This is a genomic window from Streptomyces sp. NPDC026394 (assembly GCF_055567735.1).
In genome coordinates this window covers 267,182-282,354 of sequence record NZ_JBVHPX010000001.1, presented here as the reverse complement: position 1 = coordinate 282,354, position 15,173 = coordinate 267,182, and the positions used below count along the sequence as shown (strand labels likewise).

13 protein-coding genes and 1 tRNA gene are annotated in these 15,173 nt (G+C 71.3%); 4 read left to right on the top strand and 10 right to left on the bottom strand.

The annotated features are described in order from the left end of the window. Window positions 1-165: 165 nt before the first annotated feature. Both ACZ4QV_RS01280 and ACZ4QV_RS01275 read right to left on the bottom strand, forming a co-directional pair. Window positions 166-239: transfer RNA gene (locus ACZ4QV_RS01280), tRNA-Met, on the bottom strand. Window positions 240-315: 76 nt separating this feature from the next. Further along, on the bottom strand, window positions 316-3,240 hold the full coding sequence (locus tag ACZ4QV_RS01275; RefSeq protein WP_361147384.1) for a UPF0182 family membrane protein: 2,925 nt from the start codon (window positions 3,238-3,240) through the stop codon (window positions 316-318). 136 nt (window positions 3,241-3,376) lie between these two features. On the opposite strand from ACZ4QV_RS01275, the gene ACZ4QV_RS01270 reads away from it, so the two are divergent. Then, a complete protein-coding gene (locus ACZ4QV_RS01270; RefSeq protein WP_031001102.1) occupies window positions 3,377-3,931 on the top strand; it encodes a PPA1309 family protein in 555 nt (184 codons plus the stop codon). Between the two features lie 140 nt (window positions 3,932-4,071). Here ACZ4QV_RS01270 and ACZ4QV_RS01265 read toward each other — a convergent pair whose 3' ends face one another. From ACZ4QV_RS01265 to ACZ4QV_RS01250, 4 genes are all read right to left on the bottom strand, one after another. Then, window positions 4,072-5,163, bottom strand: coding sequence for a YlbL family protein (locus tag ACZ4QV_RS01265; protein WP_361146852.1), 1,092 nt, complete (start codon window positions 5,161-5,163; stop codon window positions 4,072-4,074). Window positions 5,164-5,369: 206 nt separating this feature from the next. Beyond that, window positions 5,370-5,549 carry a hypothetical protein gene (locus ACZ4QV_RS01260; protein WP_361146855.1) on the bottom strand — a complete coding sequence of 60 codons (180 nt, stop codon included), beginning with the start codon at window positions 5,547-5,549 and terminating at the stop codon, window positions 5,370-5,372. Window positions 5,550-5,709: 160 nt separating this feature from the next. Further along, on the bottom strand, window positions 5,710-6,171 hold the full coding sequence (locus ACZ4QV_RS01255; RefSeq protein ID WP_030022102.1) for a molybdenum cofactor biosynthesis protein MoaE: 462 nt from the start codon (window positions 6,169-6,171) through the stop codon (window positions 5,710-5,712). A 342-nt stretch (window positions 6,172-6,513) separates the two neighbouring features. Beyond that, window positions 6,514-7,665 carry an SDR family oxidoreductase gene (locus ACZ4QV_RS01250; protein WP_467762464.1) on the bottom strand — a complete coding sequence of 384 codons (1,152 nt, stop codon included), beginning with the start codon at window positions 7,663-7,665 and terminating at the stop codon, window positions 6,514-6,516. A 192-nt stretch (window positions 7,666-7,857) separates the two neighbouring features. Here ACZ4QV_RS01250 and ACZ4QV_RS01245 point away from each other — a divergent pair, with 192 nt between their 5' ends. Both ACZ4QV_RS01245 and ACZ4QV_RS01240 read left to right on the top strand, forming a co-directional pair. Then, entirely contained in the window at window positions 7,858-9,345 is a 1,488-nt protein-coding gene (locus tag ACZ4QV_RS01245) for a zinc-dependent metalloprotease (protein WP_467762463.1), read from the top strand. Then, window positions 9,342-9,869, top strand: coding sequence for an NUDIX hydrolase (locus tag ACZ4QV_RS01240; RefSeq protein WP_467762462.1), 528 nt, complete (start codon window positions 9,342-9,344; stop codon window positions 9,867-9,869). Before ACZ4QV_RS01245 ends, ACZ4QV_RS01240 begins: the two co-directional genes overlap by 4 nt. Before the next feature lie 83 nt (window positions 9,870-9,952). Here ACZ4QV_RS01240 and ACZ4QV_RS01235 read toward each other — a convergent pair whose 3' ends face one another. From ACZ4QV_RS01235 to ACZ4QV_RS01220, 4 genes are all read right to left on the bottom strand, one after another. Continuing rightward, a complete protein-coding gene (locus ACZ4QV_RS01235; protein WP_361586388.1) occupies window positions 9,953-10,711 on the bottom strand; it encodes an AIM24 family protein in 759 nt (252 codons plus the stop codon). A 21-nt stretch (window positions 10,712-10,732) separates the two neighbouring features. Further along, window positions 10,733-11,416 carry an AIM24 family protein gene (locus tag ACZ4QV_RS01230; protein ID WP_467762461.1) on the bottom strand — a complete coding sequence of 228 codons (684 nt, stop codon included), beginning with the start codon at window positions 11,414-11,416 and terminating at the stop codon, window positions 10,733-10,735. 11 nt (window positions 11,417-11,427) lie between these two features. After that, window positions 11,428-13,122 (bottom strand): TerD family protein, encoded by a 1,695-nt coding sequence (locus tag ACZ4QV_RS01225; protein WP_467762460.1) that lies wholly within the window; start codon window positions 13,120-13,122, stop codon window positions 11,428-11,430. 114 nt (window positions 13,123-13,236) lie between these two features. After that, entirely contained in the window at window positions 13,237-13,836 is a 600-nt protein-coding gene (locus ACZ4QV_RS01220) for a M48 metallopeptidase family protein (RefSeq protein ID WP_361882893.1), read from the bottom strand. Window positions 13,837-14,025: 189 nt separating this feature from the next. Between ACZ4QV_RS01220 and ACZ4QV_RS01215 the strand changes: the two genes are divergently transcribed. Continuing rightward, the gene (locus ACZ4QV_RS01215; protein ID WP_361146881.1) at window positions 14,026-15,171 is read left to right on the top strand and encodes a TOMM precursor leader peptide-binding protein; all 1,146 of its coding nucleotides are present in this window, start codon (window positions 14,026-14,028) and stop codon (window positions 15,169-15,171) included. Window positions 15,172-15,173: the final 2 nt, after the last annotated feature.

Below are 15,173 nucleotides of genomic sequence, written 5' to 3'. Positions count from 1 at the left end.
CAGTGAGGTCACTACAGCGTTTTGTCGACTTCCCGATACAGAGACATGCCAAACTCCGTTCTCCTCCACTTCCGTTCACAGCGGGAAAAGGCGCGCCCGTCCGGGCGTGTCGCGCCACACATGACGAAGGCCCGGATCCCAAGGATCCGGGCCTTCGTTCTTCAGTAGCGGGGACAGGATTTGAACCTGCGACCTCTGGGTTATGAGCCCAGCGAGCTACCGAGCTGCTCCACCCCGCGCCGTTGTGTAACCAAGGTACCACGGCGGAGGGGGGTGCCCGGCCCACGGGGCGGCGCCCGGGGCCGGGCCGCGGAATCAGCCTCCGCCGGTACCGCCGTTCTTGCCGGCGTCACCCTTCTGTGCGGACTTCTTCTCCGCCTCGGCCGCCCGGTCCAGGGCCGCCTTCAGCTTCTTCTGCGCCTCGCCGTAGCCGGCCCAGTCGCCTTCCTTGCGGGCCTTCTCGCCCTCCTCGTACGCCTTCACGGCGTCGTCGAGGGCCTGTTGCACCGTCTGGTCGGCGGGCGGCTGCTGCCCCGTGTCACCGCCGTCGGACGGCGGCTGCTCCGTGCCGGAGCCCGGCGGCTTCTTGCCGAACACGACATCGAGCGCCTCGGCCAGGTTGTTGCCCAGCACGGGGTCGTTCTCGCCGTAGCTGACCAGCACCTTCTTCAGCAGCGGGTAGTTGGTGCCCGCGCCGCGCAGGTAGACCGGCTCCACGTACAACAGGCCGCCGTTCATCGGGACCGTCAGCAGGTTGCCGTACTCGATCTCGGAGTCACCGAGTTTCTTCAGGATGTTCAGCTCGTTGGCGATTTTGGGATCGGAGTTGAACTTCGACTGGACCTGCTGCGGTCCCGGCACCGGTGTCTGGGACGGCAGTTTCAGCACTCTGATCTTGCCGTAGTCACCACTGGTGGCATTGGCGTCGACCGCCATGAACGCCCCCAGGTTGTCCCGCTTGATGGGGGTGAACGTCGTGGTGAGCGCGAAGGTCTGGGCCTTCTGGTCCGGCATCTTCAGGCTCTGGTAGTACGGCGGCACCGAGTTGCCCGACTTGTTCGTCGGGTCGTTCGGGACCTGCCAGCGCTCGCTGCCCGTGTAGAAGGTGTTCGGGTCGGTGACGTGGTACGTCGTCAGAAGCTGGCGCTGCACCTTGAACAGGTCCTGCGGGTAGCGCATGTGCTCCATCAGGGACTTGCTGATGGAACTCTTCTTCTCGACCGTCCCGGGGAACGACTTCATCCAGGTCTTCAGGACCGGGTCCTTGGTGTCCCACTCGTAGAGCTTGACCGAGCCGTCGTAGGCGTCGACCGTGGCCTTGACCGAGTTGCGGATGTAGTTGACCTGATTCTGCTGGGCGACGACCGCCCGCTGACCGTCGGTGAGCGAGTCGGCGGTGGTGTCGCCGAGCGTGGTGCGCGAGGCGTACGGGTAGCCGTTGCTCGTCGTGTAGGCGTCGACGATCCACTTGATCCGGCCGTCGATGACCGCCGGGTAGGCGTCGCCGTCGATGGTCAGCCAGGGGGCGACCGCCTCCACACGCTCCTTGGGCGTGCGGTTGTACAGAATCCGCGACCCCTCGCCGATGGCGCCCGAGTAGAGGATCTGCGGCTCGCCGAACGCGACCGCGTAGGCGGCGCGGTTGACCGGGTTGGCGAGGTTCACCCCGCTCTTGCCCGTGTAGCTGTAACTCTTCTCCCCGCTCTTGTCGGAGGAGTAGTCCAGCTCCTTCTGCGGCCCGCCCACGATCGAGTACTGGGTGGTCTTCTCGCCGTAGTACACCCGCTGCTCGTACGGCCCGAACTGGCCCTTCGAGGGCAGTTCGCTCTCGGTGTAGGCCGGCTCGCCGCCCTCGGCGAACGTGGTGCCCTTGGCCGCCACCGCGCCGAACCCGTGGGTGTACTTGAAGTGGTCGTTGATCCAGTTCCGCTCGGAGACACCGTTGAGGTTCAGCTCACGCAGACCGATGACGGTGTCCTGGTCCTTGCCGTCCTTGTCCTTGTACCGGTCGACGTCGAGCGTCGACGGGAACTGGTAGTAGCTGCGGACCTGCTGGCGCTGCTGGAAGGACGGGGAGACCACGTTCGGGTCGAGCAGCCGCACGCTCGCCGTGGTGTCGGCGGCGTCCCGCAGCTTCTGCCGGTCCGTGTCGTCCTTCGGCTTGTAGTTGCCGTTGTAGCCCTGCACGTCGACACCGTTGATGTCGTACGCGTCGCGGGTCGCCTTGATGTTCTGCTTGATGTACGGCGCTTCCTTGGCCTGCTCGTTCGGCTGGACCTGGAACTTCTGCACGATGGCCGGATACAGGCCGCCGATGAGGACCGCGGAGAGCACCATCAGGCCGAAACCGATGACCGGCAGCTGCCAGGTACGGCGCCACAGCGTCGCGAAGAAGAGCACCGCGCAGATCGCCGCGATGAAGAACAGGATCGTCTTGGCGGGCAGATAGGCGTTGGCGTCCACATAACGCAGGCCGGTCCAGCCGTCGGCGGACTTCAGCCCGCTGGACTTCACCGCCAGGCCGTACCGGTCGAGCCAGTACGCGATGGCCTTGAGCGACACGAAGATGCCCAGCACCACGGAGAGGTGGCCGGTGGCGGCGGCCGTCGCGCGCGAGCCGGGGCTCGTGACGCGCAGCCCGCCGTACAGGTAGTGCGTGAGCGCCGCGGCGATCAGGCACAGCACCGCGCAGGCGAAGCCGAAGCTGAGCAGGAAGCGGTACCAGGGCAGGTCGAAGGCGTAGAACGCGACGTCCTTGCCGAACTGGGGGTCCTTCTGGCCGAACGGGACGCCGTTCACCCACTGGAGCCACGTACGCCACTGGCCGGAGGCCGAGGCACCGGCGATCAGGCCCACCACCGCGGTGACCGCCAGCAGCGCCCACTTCTTGTACGGAGCGATGCCCATCCGGTAGCGGTCCAGGCTCTGCTGCTCCATGGACATCGCGCTCAGCGGCGGCCGCAGCCGGTGCGCCAGCCAGATGTTGACACCGACCGCGGCGGCCATCAGGACGCCGAAGGCGGCAAACAGTCCGATCTTCGTCCACAGCGTGGTGGTGAAGACCGAGGTGAAGTTGACCGACCGGTACCAGAGCCAGTCGGTCCAGAACCCGGAGAACATGACGAAGAGCATGGCCAGCACGGCCAGCACGCCCAGTGTCATGAGCAGGGTCCGGATCCGCCGGGACGGTCGGCCGACTCTGATCCGTGGCCCTGTCGGGCCTCCGCCGCGGTCCGGCATCTGGAAAGCCAAGGTGCGCACCTCGAAGTTCGCTGTCGTGTTGAGCAGGCCCGGCGATAGTAGGACCCACTGTTGCAACTTACTAAGGCTTTACTCGGTTCCCGTTTTCCGGGGTCGGCAGGGCACGATATTGAGCATGAACAACCTTCCCGTCGACGGCACCCCCCTTGCCGCCAGCCCGCTGACCCGTGCCGTACTCGAAATCGACGAGTACGCCGCCGGGCTCGGCTGGGACCAGCCCGCCCGTCTCTTCGCCCTCGTGGACACCGCCCAGCTGCGGGAGCAGGAACCCTCGCTCGCCGAACAGCTCGGTATCGACGACTCCACCACCGCCTCGCTGACCCCGGTCGAGCAGGACGAGATCCCGGCCGGCGCCCCGCTGGACGAGTTCCTGGCCACCATCGGCTGGCCGGACGCGGTGGCCGGCTGCGCGATGACCGTGGAGCGGCTGATGCTGCCGCCGTCCGCGGAGGACTCCGTGCCGGAGGGTATGGACGAGGCCCAGCTCGCGAAGTGGGTCGCCGGCCACCCGGACCGCCAGGAGGTGCGGATGACGGTGGCGGTGCTGCGCGACGGCACGCGGGAGTCGGCGCTGCGGCTGCGGGAGAAGGACGCCACGTCCGAGGTGCTGACCGGCTCGCAGCTCGTGCCGGGGCTGGCGGACGCGCTGTCCGCCACCTTCGAGAGCTGACGTCGCGGCCCGTCCGGGGCCGGTGCGGGTGCTCCGGCCCGGGCCGCCGTGGCGCGGCGCCGACGGGCCTCCTACGGGGCCTCCACGGACCCCTGCGGGCGCGGCAGCGGCTGCCGGGCCCCGGGGGCCGCGCGGGCCGCCTACTTGTTCGCGGGGCAGCTCGGCAGGCCTGCCGTGTCCCCCTTGCGGATCTTCTCCAGGGACTTCAGCGCGTCCTGGATGGTGTCCACCTTGACCAGACGCAGGCCGTCCGGGTGGTCGTCGACGACGGACGCGCAGTTGTCCTTGGGCGTGAGGAAGTACTCGGCGCCCTTGTTGCGCGCGCCGACCACCTTCATCGCGATGCCGCCGATCGGGCCGACCTTGCCCTCGGCGTCGATCGTGCCCGTACCGGCCACGAACTTCCCGCCGGTCATGTCCTCGGGCGTGAGCTTGTCGATGATCCCCAGGGCGAACATCAGCCCGGCGCTGGGGCCGCTGACGTCGGGCAGCTTGATGTCGACGTTGAACGGGAACGTGTAGTCGATACCGGCCTGGATGCCCACGACGGCCCGGCCGTCCTTCGCCTTCGCGGTCGTGACGGCGACGTCCTTGGTGGGGCCTTCGGGCCGCTTGCCCTTCTTCTGGGCCGCGGCCGCCTCCTTGGCCGGGATGACCGTGAAGACGGCCTGCTCACCCGGCTTGTGCTCGGTGACCAGCTTGGCGACGTCCGTGTTGGCCTTGACCGGCGTACCGTCCACGGCCTTGATCACGTCACCGGCGTGCAGCTTGCCGTCGGCGGGGGCGTCCTTGACGACGGATGCCACGACCGTCTGGGAGCCCACCGGGATGTCCAGCTGCTTGAACGCGGCGACCTTGGCGCTCTCCAGGGACTGGGTGAACTCCTCGGCGTTCTGCTGGTCGGACTGCTCCGCCGTCTGGCCCTCCGGGTAGAGCGTCTTGTGGGGCACCACGAGACTGTCGTGCTTGAGCCAGCCGACGACCGCGGCGAAGAGGTTCATGCGGTATTCGGCGCCGGTGACCCGGACGGTGACCATGTCCAGATGGCCGGAGGTCGGATACGTCTTGTGGCCGGATATCTGCAGCACCGGCTCGCCCTCGTCCTCGCCCAGGGTGTTGGTCGTGGGCCCCGGGTACATCTCGGAATACGGAACAGGAATCACCATCCCGGCGCAGATCAGCGCAATCAGCATCACGAGAGAAGCGAGCAGCGTCGCGGTGCGGCGTGGCATGGAACGACAGTACGGGACGCCTCCGACACCCGGTCCCCGGGGCCGTCCGTCCGGGGGCGGGCGGAGCGGGGCGCGGGACGCGGCCGACCGGAGCCGTCGTGGGCGGGGCGGCGCGAGGGCGGCGGGGAACCGGAGCCATGGCGGCCGCTTGCGTCCGCGTACGGCGGCCACGGCCCCGGCCACGCCCACGGCTCAGCCCGTCACGCTCATGCCGCGTCAGTACCGGAATGTGCCTTCTCGGGCTTCTCCATCGCCTCCCGGAACCGCGCGTAGCCCGCCAGTTCCGCGACGTCCCCGGTCCTGCGGTTGCGCGATGCCCAACTGCTCCACACGACGGCGGCGATGACGGCGAGAACCGGAATCAGCAACCAGAGGAGCGCTCCCATAGCGGCCTCCCGACCCCTTGTAACAACCGCAACGACGAATAAGCAGATTAACCATCTGCCAGGTCAACGCTTACGCCAGGGGGCGGGTTACGCAACTGGAGCGCGCGCAAAGGCTTCACCGACGCCGCCCGGAACGGACGCCACCGCCGGAAACCGGCCGTCAGCAGGCGCCGACCCACTCCTGGGTACCGTCCGAAAAACGCTGGTTCTTCCAGATCGGCACCTCGTGCTTGAGGTCGTCGATCAGCCGTCGGCAGGCCGCGAACGCCTCCGCACGGTGCGGGCAGGAGACCGCCACGACGACCGCCAGGTCGCCGACGGCCAGCTCGCCCACGCGGTGCACCGCGGCCATCGCGCGTACGGGGAAGTCGGCGGCCACCTTCTCGGCGACGCGGCGCAGTTCGGCCTCGGCGCTCGGGTGCGCCGAGTAACCGAGGGCGTCGACGTCGGCGCCGCCGTCGTGCGAACGGACCGTACCGACGAACAGGGCCGTGCCGCCGGCGGCGGGATCGCCGACGGCCGCGAAGACCTCGTCCAAGGACAGCGGGGTGTCACGGACCGCGAGGAGGCGGATCGCGTCCGCCGCACCCTGCTCGCCCGGGTGGTCATACGTGCCTGGCATGGCTCCATCGTGCCGTACGGGGCGGCGGGGCGGGGTATGGGCTTTCCGCCGGTCCTGCGAAGAGGCGGGTTGGAGGCTCCTACAGGCGCGGGGCCGGGGCCGTATGGGGGGCGACACGGGGCCGGGAGCCGGCATCGATACGGGCGGCGCGGGGCTCCCCCACTGCCGTGGAGGGCCTCCCACGGCCGTACGGGGCTTCCCCGCGGCCGTCACGGACTGGTGTGGCGCTCCGCACCGGGGAGGCGCCCAGCGCCCGGTCAGCCGTGCAGCGGCCTCTCCGCGGCCGTCGCAGGCGTACGAAGGCTCCCTCCCCCACGCCCGTGACGAAGCGCGCCCAGCCCCTCAGATGCGCCGACGGGCCTTACGGGCGCGGCGGACCAGTGCCGCGGTGCCCAGGAGGGCGACCGTCGCGCCGGCCGCTCCGGCCGCGGTGGCGTCCTTGCGGCCCAGGCGGCGACCCGCGACCGTGTGCCGGCCCGCGACCTCCTCCAGCAGCTCGCCCAGCACCTCTTCGTTCGTCCACCGTGGGCGCCAGCCCGCCTCGTGCAGGCGACTGCCGCTGACCACCCACGGGTGCATCGTGTAGGCCAGGTCCCCGGCGGGCGACGGCGTGAGGCCGATGCGGTGCAGCCGGGCGGCGGCGCCGAGCGCCACCGAGGACGGCAGCTCCATGCGCCGGATGCCGGACAGTTCCTCGACCTCCTCCTGCTCCAGCCAGCCGTCGCAACCCACCGCCAGCTCGCCCTCGACCTTCTCCAGCGCGGCGTACCGCAGGGCGCTGACCAGGTCCTCCACGTGGCAGAACTGCCAGGCGGGGCGGGAACCGGCGACGACCAGCAGCCGCGGCGACTCGAAGTAGCGGGTCAGCGCGGTGTCCGTGCCGCCCACCAGGACGGTGGGGCGCAGGACGGTGACGTTCAGGCCGGGGTGCGCGCGGGGCGCGCGGTGTGCCAGGCGCTCGATCTCCAGGAGGTCGCCGACCCCGGTGGCGTCGGCGGTGGCCCGCAGCTCGGCGTCCTCGGCCAGCGGCACGTCGTTGTCCGGGAGCGCGCCGTAGACCATGGCGGAGGTGCAGAGCACGACCCGGCGCACACCGGCGGCCGCCGCGGCCGTGAGGACCGTCTGCGTACCCCGCACGTTGTACGCCGTACGGGCGGCCGCGTCGGTCTCCAGGTCGAGATCGACGGCGAGGTGCACGACGACATCGGCGCCGCGCAGCTTGTCGGCGATGGCCGGGTCCCGGACGTCCAGGACGTGCCAGTGCGCCCCGGTGGTCTCGCCGCGCCGCTCGTCGATGGCCACGACCCGCTTGACCTCGTCGGACTCGGTCAGCGCCTGGGTCAGCAGGGCACCCACGCCGGAGGCGGCGCCGGTGACCGCAACGACGGGGCGGCGCAGCGGCCGGGCGGGCGCGCCGTCCGCCTGTTTTCCTGCGTGCTCGGTCTCGGCAGCGGCGTTTCGCGCTGCGCGAACGGTCGGATCTGGGGAACTCACCGGGCGTCTCCAGCGGTTGTCTTCAGTGCGTAGGCGTACTGACGCGTACGTACCAGGTGGCGTCCATCCTGCCGCAGGCGCCGGGACGGCGAAGCACCGAGCCCCGAAGCGGGGCGGGTGTCTAGGCTGGAAGAGAATGTCGGGCAGCCGCCGCCGGCCCCGGGCCGGCGGCCCTACGAGCCGAGGAAACCCGTGAGTGACACCCCATTTGGATTCGGCCTTCCGCCGGAGGAGCCGGAGGACGGCGACAACGGCAAGAAGAAGGGCGGCCAGGGAGGTAGCCAGGGCCCCGCGAACCCGTTCGGATTCGGCGGCGGGAGCGGCGGCGCGGACAACCCGTTCGCGGCGCTCTTCGGCGGCATGGGCGGTCCTGGTGGCGAGATGAACCCTGGCGATCTTGGCGCCGCCTTCCAGAAGCTGGGCCAGATGCTCTCGTACGAGGGCGGTCCGGTGAACTGGGACATGGCCAAGGACATCGCGCGGCAGACCGTCGCGCAGGGCGCCGAGGACGGCAGCAAGGACGCCAGCGTCTCCCCCGGTGAGCGGGCGGCCCTCGAAGAGGCCGTGCGCCTCGCCGACCTGTGGCTGGACGGCGTGACGTCGCTGCCGTCGGGCGCGAGCACGGTGTTGTCGTGGAGCCGCGCCGAGTGGGTCGAGGAGACCCTGCCGGTGTGGAAGGACCTGGTGGACCCGGTCGCGGAGCGCGTCGGCGCGGCCATGGGCGACGTCCTGCCCGAGGAGATGCAGGCCATGGCGGGCCCGCTGCTCGGCATGATGCGCTCCATGGGCGGTGCCATGTTCGGCACGCAGATCGGGCAGGCGCTGGGTGTCCTGGCCGGTGAGGTCGTCGGCTCCACGGACGTCGGGCTGCCCCTGGGGCCGGCCGGCAAGGCCGCGCTGCTGCCGGGCAACATCGCCAACTTCGGCTCCGGTCTCGGCGTGCCCGAGGAGGAGGTGCGGCTCTACCTGGCCCTGCGCGAGGCCGCCCACCAGCGGCTCTTCGCCCATGTGCCGTGGCTGCGCTCGCACCTGTTCGGCGCGGTCGAGGGGTACGCCCGCGGCATCAAGGTCGACACGACCAAGCTGGAGGACGTGGTCGGCCAGCTCGACCCGCAGCACCCCGAGGAGCTGCAGAACGCCCTTCAGCAGGGCATGTTCCAGCCCGAGGACACCCCGGAGCAGAAGGCGGCGCTGGCCCGTCTGGAGACGGCGCTGGCCCTCGTCGAGGGCTGGGTGGACGCGGTGGTGCACGCCGCCGCCTCCCCGCACCTGCCGTCGGCCGACGCGCTGCGCGAGACGCTGCGCCGGCGCCGGGCGACCGGCGGCCCGGCCGAGCAGACCTTCGCCACCCTCGTCGGCCTGGAGCTGCGTCCGCGGCGCCTGCGGGACGCCTCGCGGCTGTGGGCCCTGCTGACGGACGCGCGCGGTCTGGACGGCCGGGACGCGCTCTGGGAGCACCCGGACATGCTGCCGACGGCCGCCGACCTGGACGATCCGGACGGCTTCGTCCACCACGAGCAGCTGGACTTCTCCGAGCTGGACAAGATGCTCGGTGAGGCCGCGGGCGGCGCCGGCAAGCCGGACCTGTCCAAGGAGACCGGCGAGGGCGGTGGCCAGGGCGGCTCTGAGAAGGGTGGCAAGCCCGGGGCCGAAGGCGACAAGGGCGACGGCGAGAAGTGAGCCTGCACGACGACGCGGCGCGGGTCCTCAAGGAGTGGCCCGCGCCGTCACCTGAGCAGGAGCGGCTGCGGCTCTCCTACCTGGACCATCTGGCGGCCCACCCCGACGGCATGGGCAAGCCCTGCAAGGACGGGCACATCACGGCCAGTGCCCTGGTCGTCGACCCGGCGCGCGGGCGGGTGCTGCTGACGCTGCACCGCAAGCTCCAGATGTGGCTCCAGATGGGCGGGCACTGCGAGCCCGAGGACGCCACGCTCGCGGACGCGGCGCTGCGCGAGGTCCGCGAGGAGTCCGGGATCGCGTCCGGGCTGACGCTGCTGGGCGGGCCGGTGCGCCTGGACCGGCATCTGACGCCGTGCGCGTGGCATCTGGACGTGCAGTACGCGGCGCTGGCGCCCGAGGGCGCCGAGGCGGTGATCAGCGACGAGTCGCTGGATCTCCGCTGGTTCCCGTACGACGAGGTGGCGGCGGTGGCGGACGACTCGGTCGTCCGCCTCGTGGAGCGCACCCGCGCGCTTCTGTAGGACGCGTGGCGGCCGCCCGCGCGCTCTCGTACGGATACGTACGGGGGCGCGGGCGGCCGTTCCGGTGCGCGGGTCGGCGCGTCTCAGTTGGTGAAGATGTTCCCCTGATTCTGGCCGTGGGCCCCCTGCTGCCCCATGCCGAACTGGGCGGCCAGGCCGGACCCGATGGCCGCGTTCTGCGGCGGCAGCAGCTCGCTCGGCTGGACGAGCGCGTACCCCTGCCCCAGGAAGCTCAGCTCCCAGCCCTCACCGGTGTTCCCACGGCGCCGCCACACGCCCGAGGAGTGCGTCTGTGCCTGCATCTGCACCCGCAGCGAGGCGGACCAGGCGACCACCGCGTCCGCGTCGGCGTTGACGTACTTGTCCGGGGTGACCTGCATCATCAGCGGCTGGCCCGAGGTCATCAGCACGACCTTGCCGCGGCCGGAGATGTTGAGCTGGTACTTGCCGGTGCCCGAGATCCCGTACTGGCTGTCCACCGAGACGACCTCCCAGTGGAGGCCGGAGTCCAACGCCAGCACGTAGCTGCTGTCCACGGTCAGGCCGTCGTGGTCGACTTCCATGACGTGCACGTACTGCGCGAGGTTGGCCAGGTAGACGGTGCCCTGCCCGGAGACGCGCATCAGGTCCAGTCCCTCACCGGAGGCGGCGTGGGCGTGCTGCTGCCCCGGAGTCCGGTAGTTCCCGTCGAACTCCAGCAGCCCCTGGTAGGCGACCATGCTGCCCTTACGGGCGAGCAGGTCCTCGTGTCCCTGCAGGGCTACCCGCAGCAGTTGCGGGTTCTGCAGGGTGTACCGGTCCTGGGTCTGCGCCTCGGTGTAGGCGAAAAGCGGACTCTGCATGATGGCTTGACGTCCTCCCCCTCAGCCCCGGGCCCGGAGCCGGTCGGTGCTGTCCTCACTGGGCTGTACGACGACGAAGCCCTGGCCGGAGAAGCCGAGCTGGTACGCCTCGCCGCTGCCGCGCCCGATCATCGAGGACGCCTTGAAGCTGCGCTTGCCCTTCATCTTCAGGTTCGTCGACCAGGCGACGAGCGCGTCCGGGTCGACGTAGGTCTCGTCCTCGCCGCGGCCGCAGTCCACCACGATCGGGGTGCCGCGGGAGGTCAGCGCGATCCAGCCGGTGCCCGAGATGCCGACGTTGAAAAGCCCCTGTCCGGCGAACTTCGCCATGCCCTTCACGCGCTGCACGCCCCACTGGAGGTGGGCGTCGAAGGCCAGGAGGTTGGTGCCGTTGACGGAGATCGAGTCACCGTCGAGGTTGATGCAGACGACATCCGCGCCGTAGTCGGCGAGGTAGAGCAGGCCGTCGCCGGAGCACTTCATCAAAGGCGCGCCCTCGCCGGTCAGCCATTGGGAGGCTATCTGGCGGACCGCGGGCGGGTTGGGCTCGTACTGGACGAAGCCTTCGTAGGCGACCATCGAGCCGGTGCGGGCGAAGATGTCCTGGCCGCTCTGCATGGCGATCTTCACCATGGCGCTGCCGTGGTTCTCCATGCGGGCGACGGGTGCGGTCGGGGCGTGGCCCGGGACGTGCTGTTCGTGCATGGCGGGCTCCCTCAGACCTCGTAGGGCTGGACGACGATGAAGTTTCCGGGCGCGCCGCGGAACTGGAGGTTCACGGTCTCGCCGGAATGTCCCGGGTACGCGCTGCGGCGCAGGCTCACCTGGCTGGAAATGATCACCTGTGAGGCGGCCGACCAGGCGACGACGGCGTTGGCGTCCGCGAAGGTCGTCGGGGTGACCGGGAGGACCACCGGGGTGCCCTGGGTCTTGACGACGACCGTGCCGCTGCCCTGGAACTGCATGGTGAACAGCGCGCCGCCCGGGATGCCGTGCCCTTCGATGCGGCGGGTCTCGTACTGGAGCGACTCGTCGAAGGCGAGCACGCTCTCGGCCGACACGCGGATCGCGTCGCCCTGGAGCTCGATGGGGTGCACATGGGCGCTGTTGTCCGCGAAGAAGACCTGGCCCTGGCCCGTGCAGCGCATCAGCTGCATCTCCTGGCCGGTGGCGTTGCCCACGATGCGGCCCCGGATACCGGCGCCCTTGTAGGTGAAGTCGACCTTGCCCTGGTAGAGGACCATGCTGCCCTGGCGGGCGAGCACCGGCTGTCCGTCGATGCCGAGGTCGGCGCGGATCAGCTTCTCGTTCTGCGGGGTCCACCGCTGCCCCGTGGGCGCTTCGCGGTACTTCTCCAGGACGACGCCGAGGCCGGGGCCGCCACTCTGGATCTGCGGCCGGCCGTACGGGGCGGGCGGGCCCTGGGGGGCTCCGTACGGGGCCGGGGCCTGCTGCCCGGGGAACGGATCGCCCGGCTGGCCGTACGGGGCCTGGGGCGGGGCTTGCGGCGGGGCTTGGGGGGCTGCCTGGCCCGGCTGGCCGTACGGCGGCGGGGCCTGCTGGTGCGGGGGCTGGCCGTACGGGGGCTGCTGCCCGGGGAACTGACCGGGCGGTGCGCCGGGCGGCGCCATCGGAGCCGCGATCGTCGGAGCGGTGTGCACCTGCGGCGCCGGCTGCTGGGGCGGCGGGGCCTGCGGCGGTTGCGCCTGGGCCGGGACCTGCGGCGGCGCGGGCTGCCCTGGTGCTGCCGGGGCGGCGGAGCCCGGCGCGGGCTCGGAGACGGCGGGCGGCGCGAAACCCGGCGCAGGCTCGGAAGCGGCGGGCGGCGCGAAGCCCGGCACGCCGCCCTGCGGCGCCGGCTCGGGCTCGGGCGCGGGCTCCTCCTCCGCGACCTCGCCGCCGAAGTTCTTCAACAGCGCCTCCAGGCCGCCGTCGAAGCCCTGCCCGACCGCGGCGAAGCGCCACACGTCCTTCAGGTAGAAGTCGCCGAGCATCACCGCACGCTCGGTGCTGAACTCGGCACCGTTGAACGCGTAGCGGGCGACCTCCTCGCCGCCCGCGACGATGCGCAGGTACCCGGGGCCGATCTGGGACATCTGGCCCGCGCCGTCGAGCGTGGCGGTGAAGGACAGCTTCTGGATGTGCTGCGGAATCCGGTCGAGCGTGACCCGGAAGGACTCGGTGTCGCCCGCCTGGGCGCCCAGCAACTGAACCGCCCCCTCGGGGGAGGCCGGCTGGTTGAAGAAGACGAAATACCGGTCGTCGGAGAGCCGCTCGTCCGCGTCGAGGCCGAAGCAGCTGATGTCGAAGGTCAGGCCGGCACCCGCGATCCGCACCCCTACGTACAGATCCGTCCCGGCCGTCAGGTCACTGATCCTGGCCTTGTGGCCCCGCTGGAATTCCCTGGCCATACGTAACGACCGTCCCCCGCTCCCGCTTCGCGCTCTGATGACGTCGCGCCAGGCTAACCGCTGCCGCCGACAGCGGGCGATGCCGGCCACGGAGCGAACCGGGCGGAACCGGCCCTATTCCGTACGGGCCGCGGGCAGATGCGGCAGCCGCTCCGCCGCGACCACCCCTTCGAGATAGCCGCGCGCCCGCTCCGTACGCGGGTATGACTCCAGGAGCTGCCAGAAACGCTGCCCATGACCGGGGACGAGAAGATGCGCCAGCTCGTGCAGGAGGACGTAGTCGACGACGTACTCCGGCATTCCCTGGAGCCGGTGCGAGAGGCGGATACTGCCCTCGGCGGGGGTGCAGGAGCCCCAGCGGGTGTTCTGGTTGGTCACCCAGCGCACCGTGGCGGGCCGGGCGCGGCCGCCCAGGAACTGCTCCGACAGGCGCTGCGCGCGCTCGGCCAGCTCGCTGTCGCCGAGTTTGCGCCGGCTCTCCTGCGCGGCGAGCTTGTCCAGCATCACCGTGACCCAGCGCCGTTCCTCGGCTTCCGACATCCGGGCCGGGATCAGGACGACGGTGCGGTCGCCCTCCCGGTAGGCGGAGACCGTACGGCGTCGCCGCGAGCTTCTGCGCACCTCGACCGGGCTCGTCGCGGGGCCCCCGGTCGCGGGGCGCGTGGCGGTCCTGCGTGGAGGGTCTGCGGCTCGGCGCAAAGGGTCGGCGGGCACGCCCCGACGTTACCCGCTGGCCGTGCGGGAAGTCTTGCCCCCGGCTTCCGCCATGTTCCCGTACCGCTCAAGGACAGGGACGGCTTGTATGACTATTGCCTGCGGGCTGTGGACAACTTCCGACGCCGGTCGCGCGGCCGCGGGATGCTGAAGACCGCTGGACGAGATCCGATCGACGGGGGCGGCTTCATGTATCCGATGCTCAAGCCCGCGCTGCGGCGCGGATGGCGGGACCGGGAGACGGTGCGGTTCGGGGTGGCCCCGGCGCACGCGGTGGAACTGGGCCCGGTGGACACGGCCACCGGGAGTTTTCTGGCCTTGATCGACGGCACCCGCAGCCTGGAACAGCTGGCGGACGCCGCCGAGGAGCTGGGCCTGCCGGCCGGGCACGCGCGGCGGGTGGTGGACCGGCTGGGGCAGGCCGGCCTGCTGGACGCGCCGTCGGCGGGCGGTCCCGCGGCCGACACGGTGCGCGCCGACTCCGCGGCCTTCGGCCGGCTCCGGGCGGACCTCGCGTCGCTGTCCGTGCGCCATCCCGAGGCGGCGGGCGGACTGGAGCGGATGGGGGCGCGCCGGGCCATACGGGCGCGGGTGCGCGGCGCCGGACGGGTGGGTGCTGCGGTGGCGGCCCTGCTCTCGGCGGCGGGTATCGGGCGGGTGGAGGTGCAGGACGGCGGGAAGGTCGAACCCTGGGACGTCGTGCCGGGCGGCGTGCGGGCGGAGCAGATCGGTGCGCGCCGGGACACCGCGGCCCGCAGCCTGGTCCACCGCTCCTCACCCTGGTCACGGCGGCTGCGGCCGGGGAGCGGACCGTCGGACGCGGGGGAGCCGGGCCTCGGGCTCGTCGTGATCGCGCCGCGCGACGGCCTCGCCGCCTACGCGCCCGACCCGGTCCTGTACGAGCCCTTCGTGACCGCGGGAATCCCGCATCTGTTCGCCGGGGTGGTCGAAGGGACCGGAGTGGTGGGTCCGCTGGTCCTGCCGGGTGGCTCCTCCTGCGCGGGCTGCCTCCAACTGCGGCGTACGGACGCGGAGCCGGCCTGGCCGCGACTGCTGGCCCAGTGGCGCTCGGGGCGCGGCGCACCGGCCGTTCCGGCGTGCGACGCGGCTCTGGCGACAGCGGTGGCGGGGCTCGCCGCCGTACAGGCGCTGGCGTTTCTGGACGGTCAGTTGCCACCCTGCACAGGAGCCCGGATGGAGGTCGCGCTGCCCTGTGCGGACTGGCGGACGACCAGGGTCGCGCCGCATCCGGAGTGCGGCTGCGGCGCGGCGGGACCGGCCGGCGCCACGGGCGCCTCGGATCCGCTTCGGCGACACGTAACAATGGCGGAGTAACC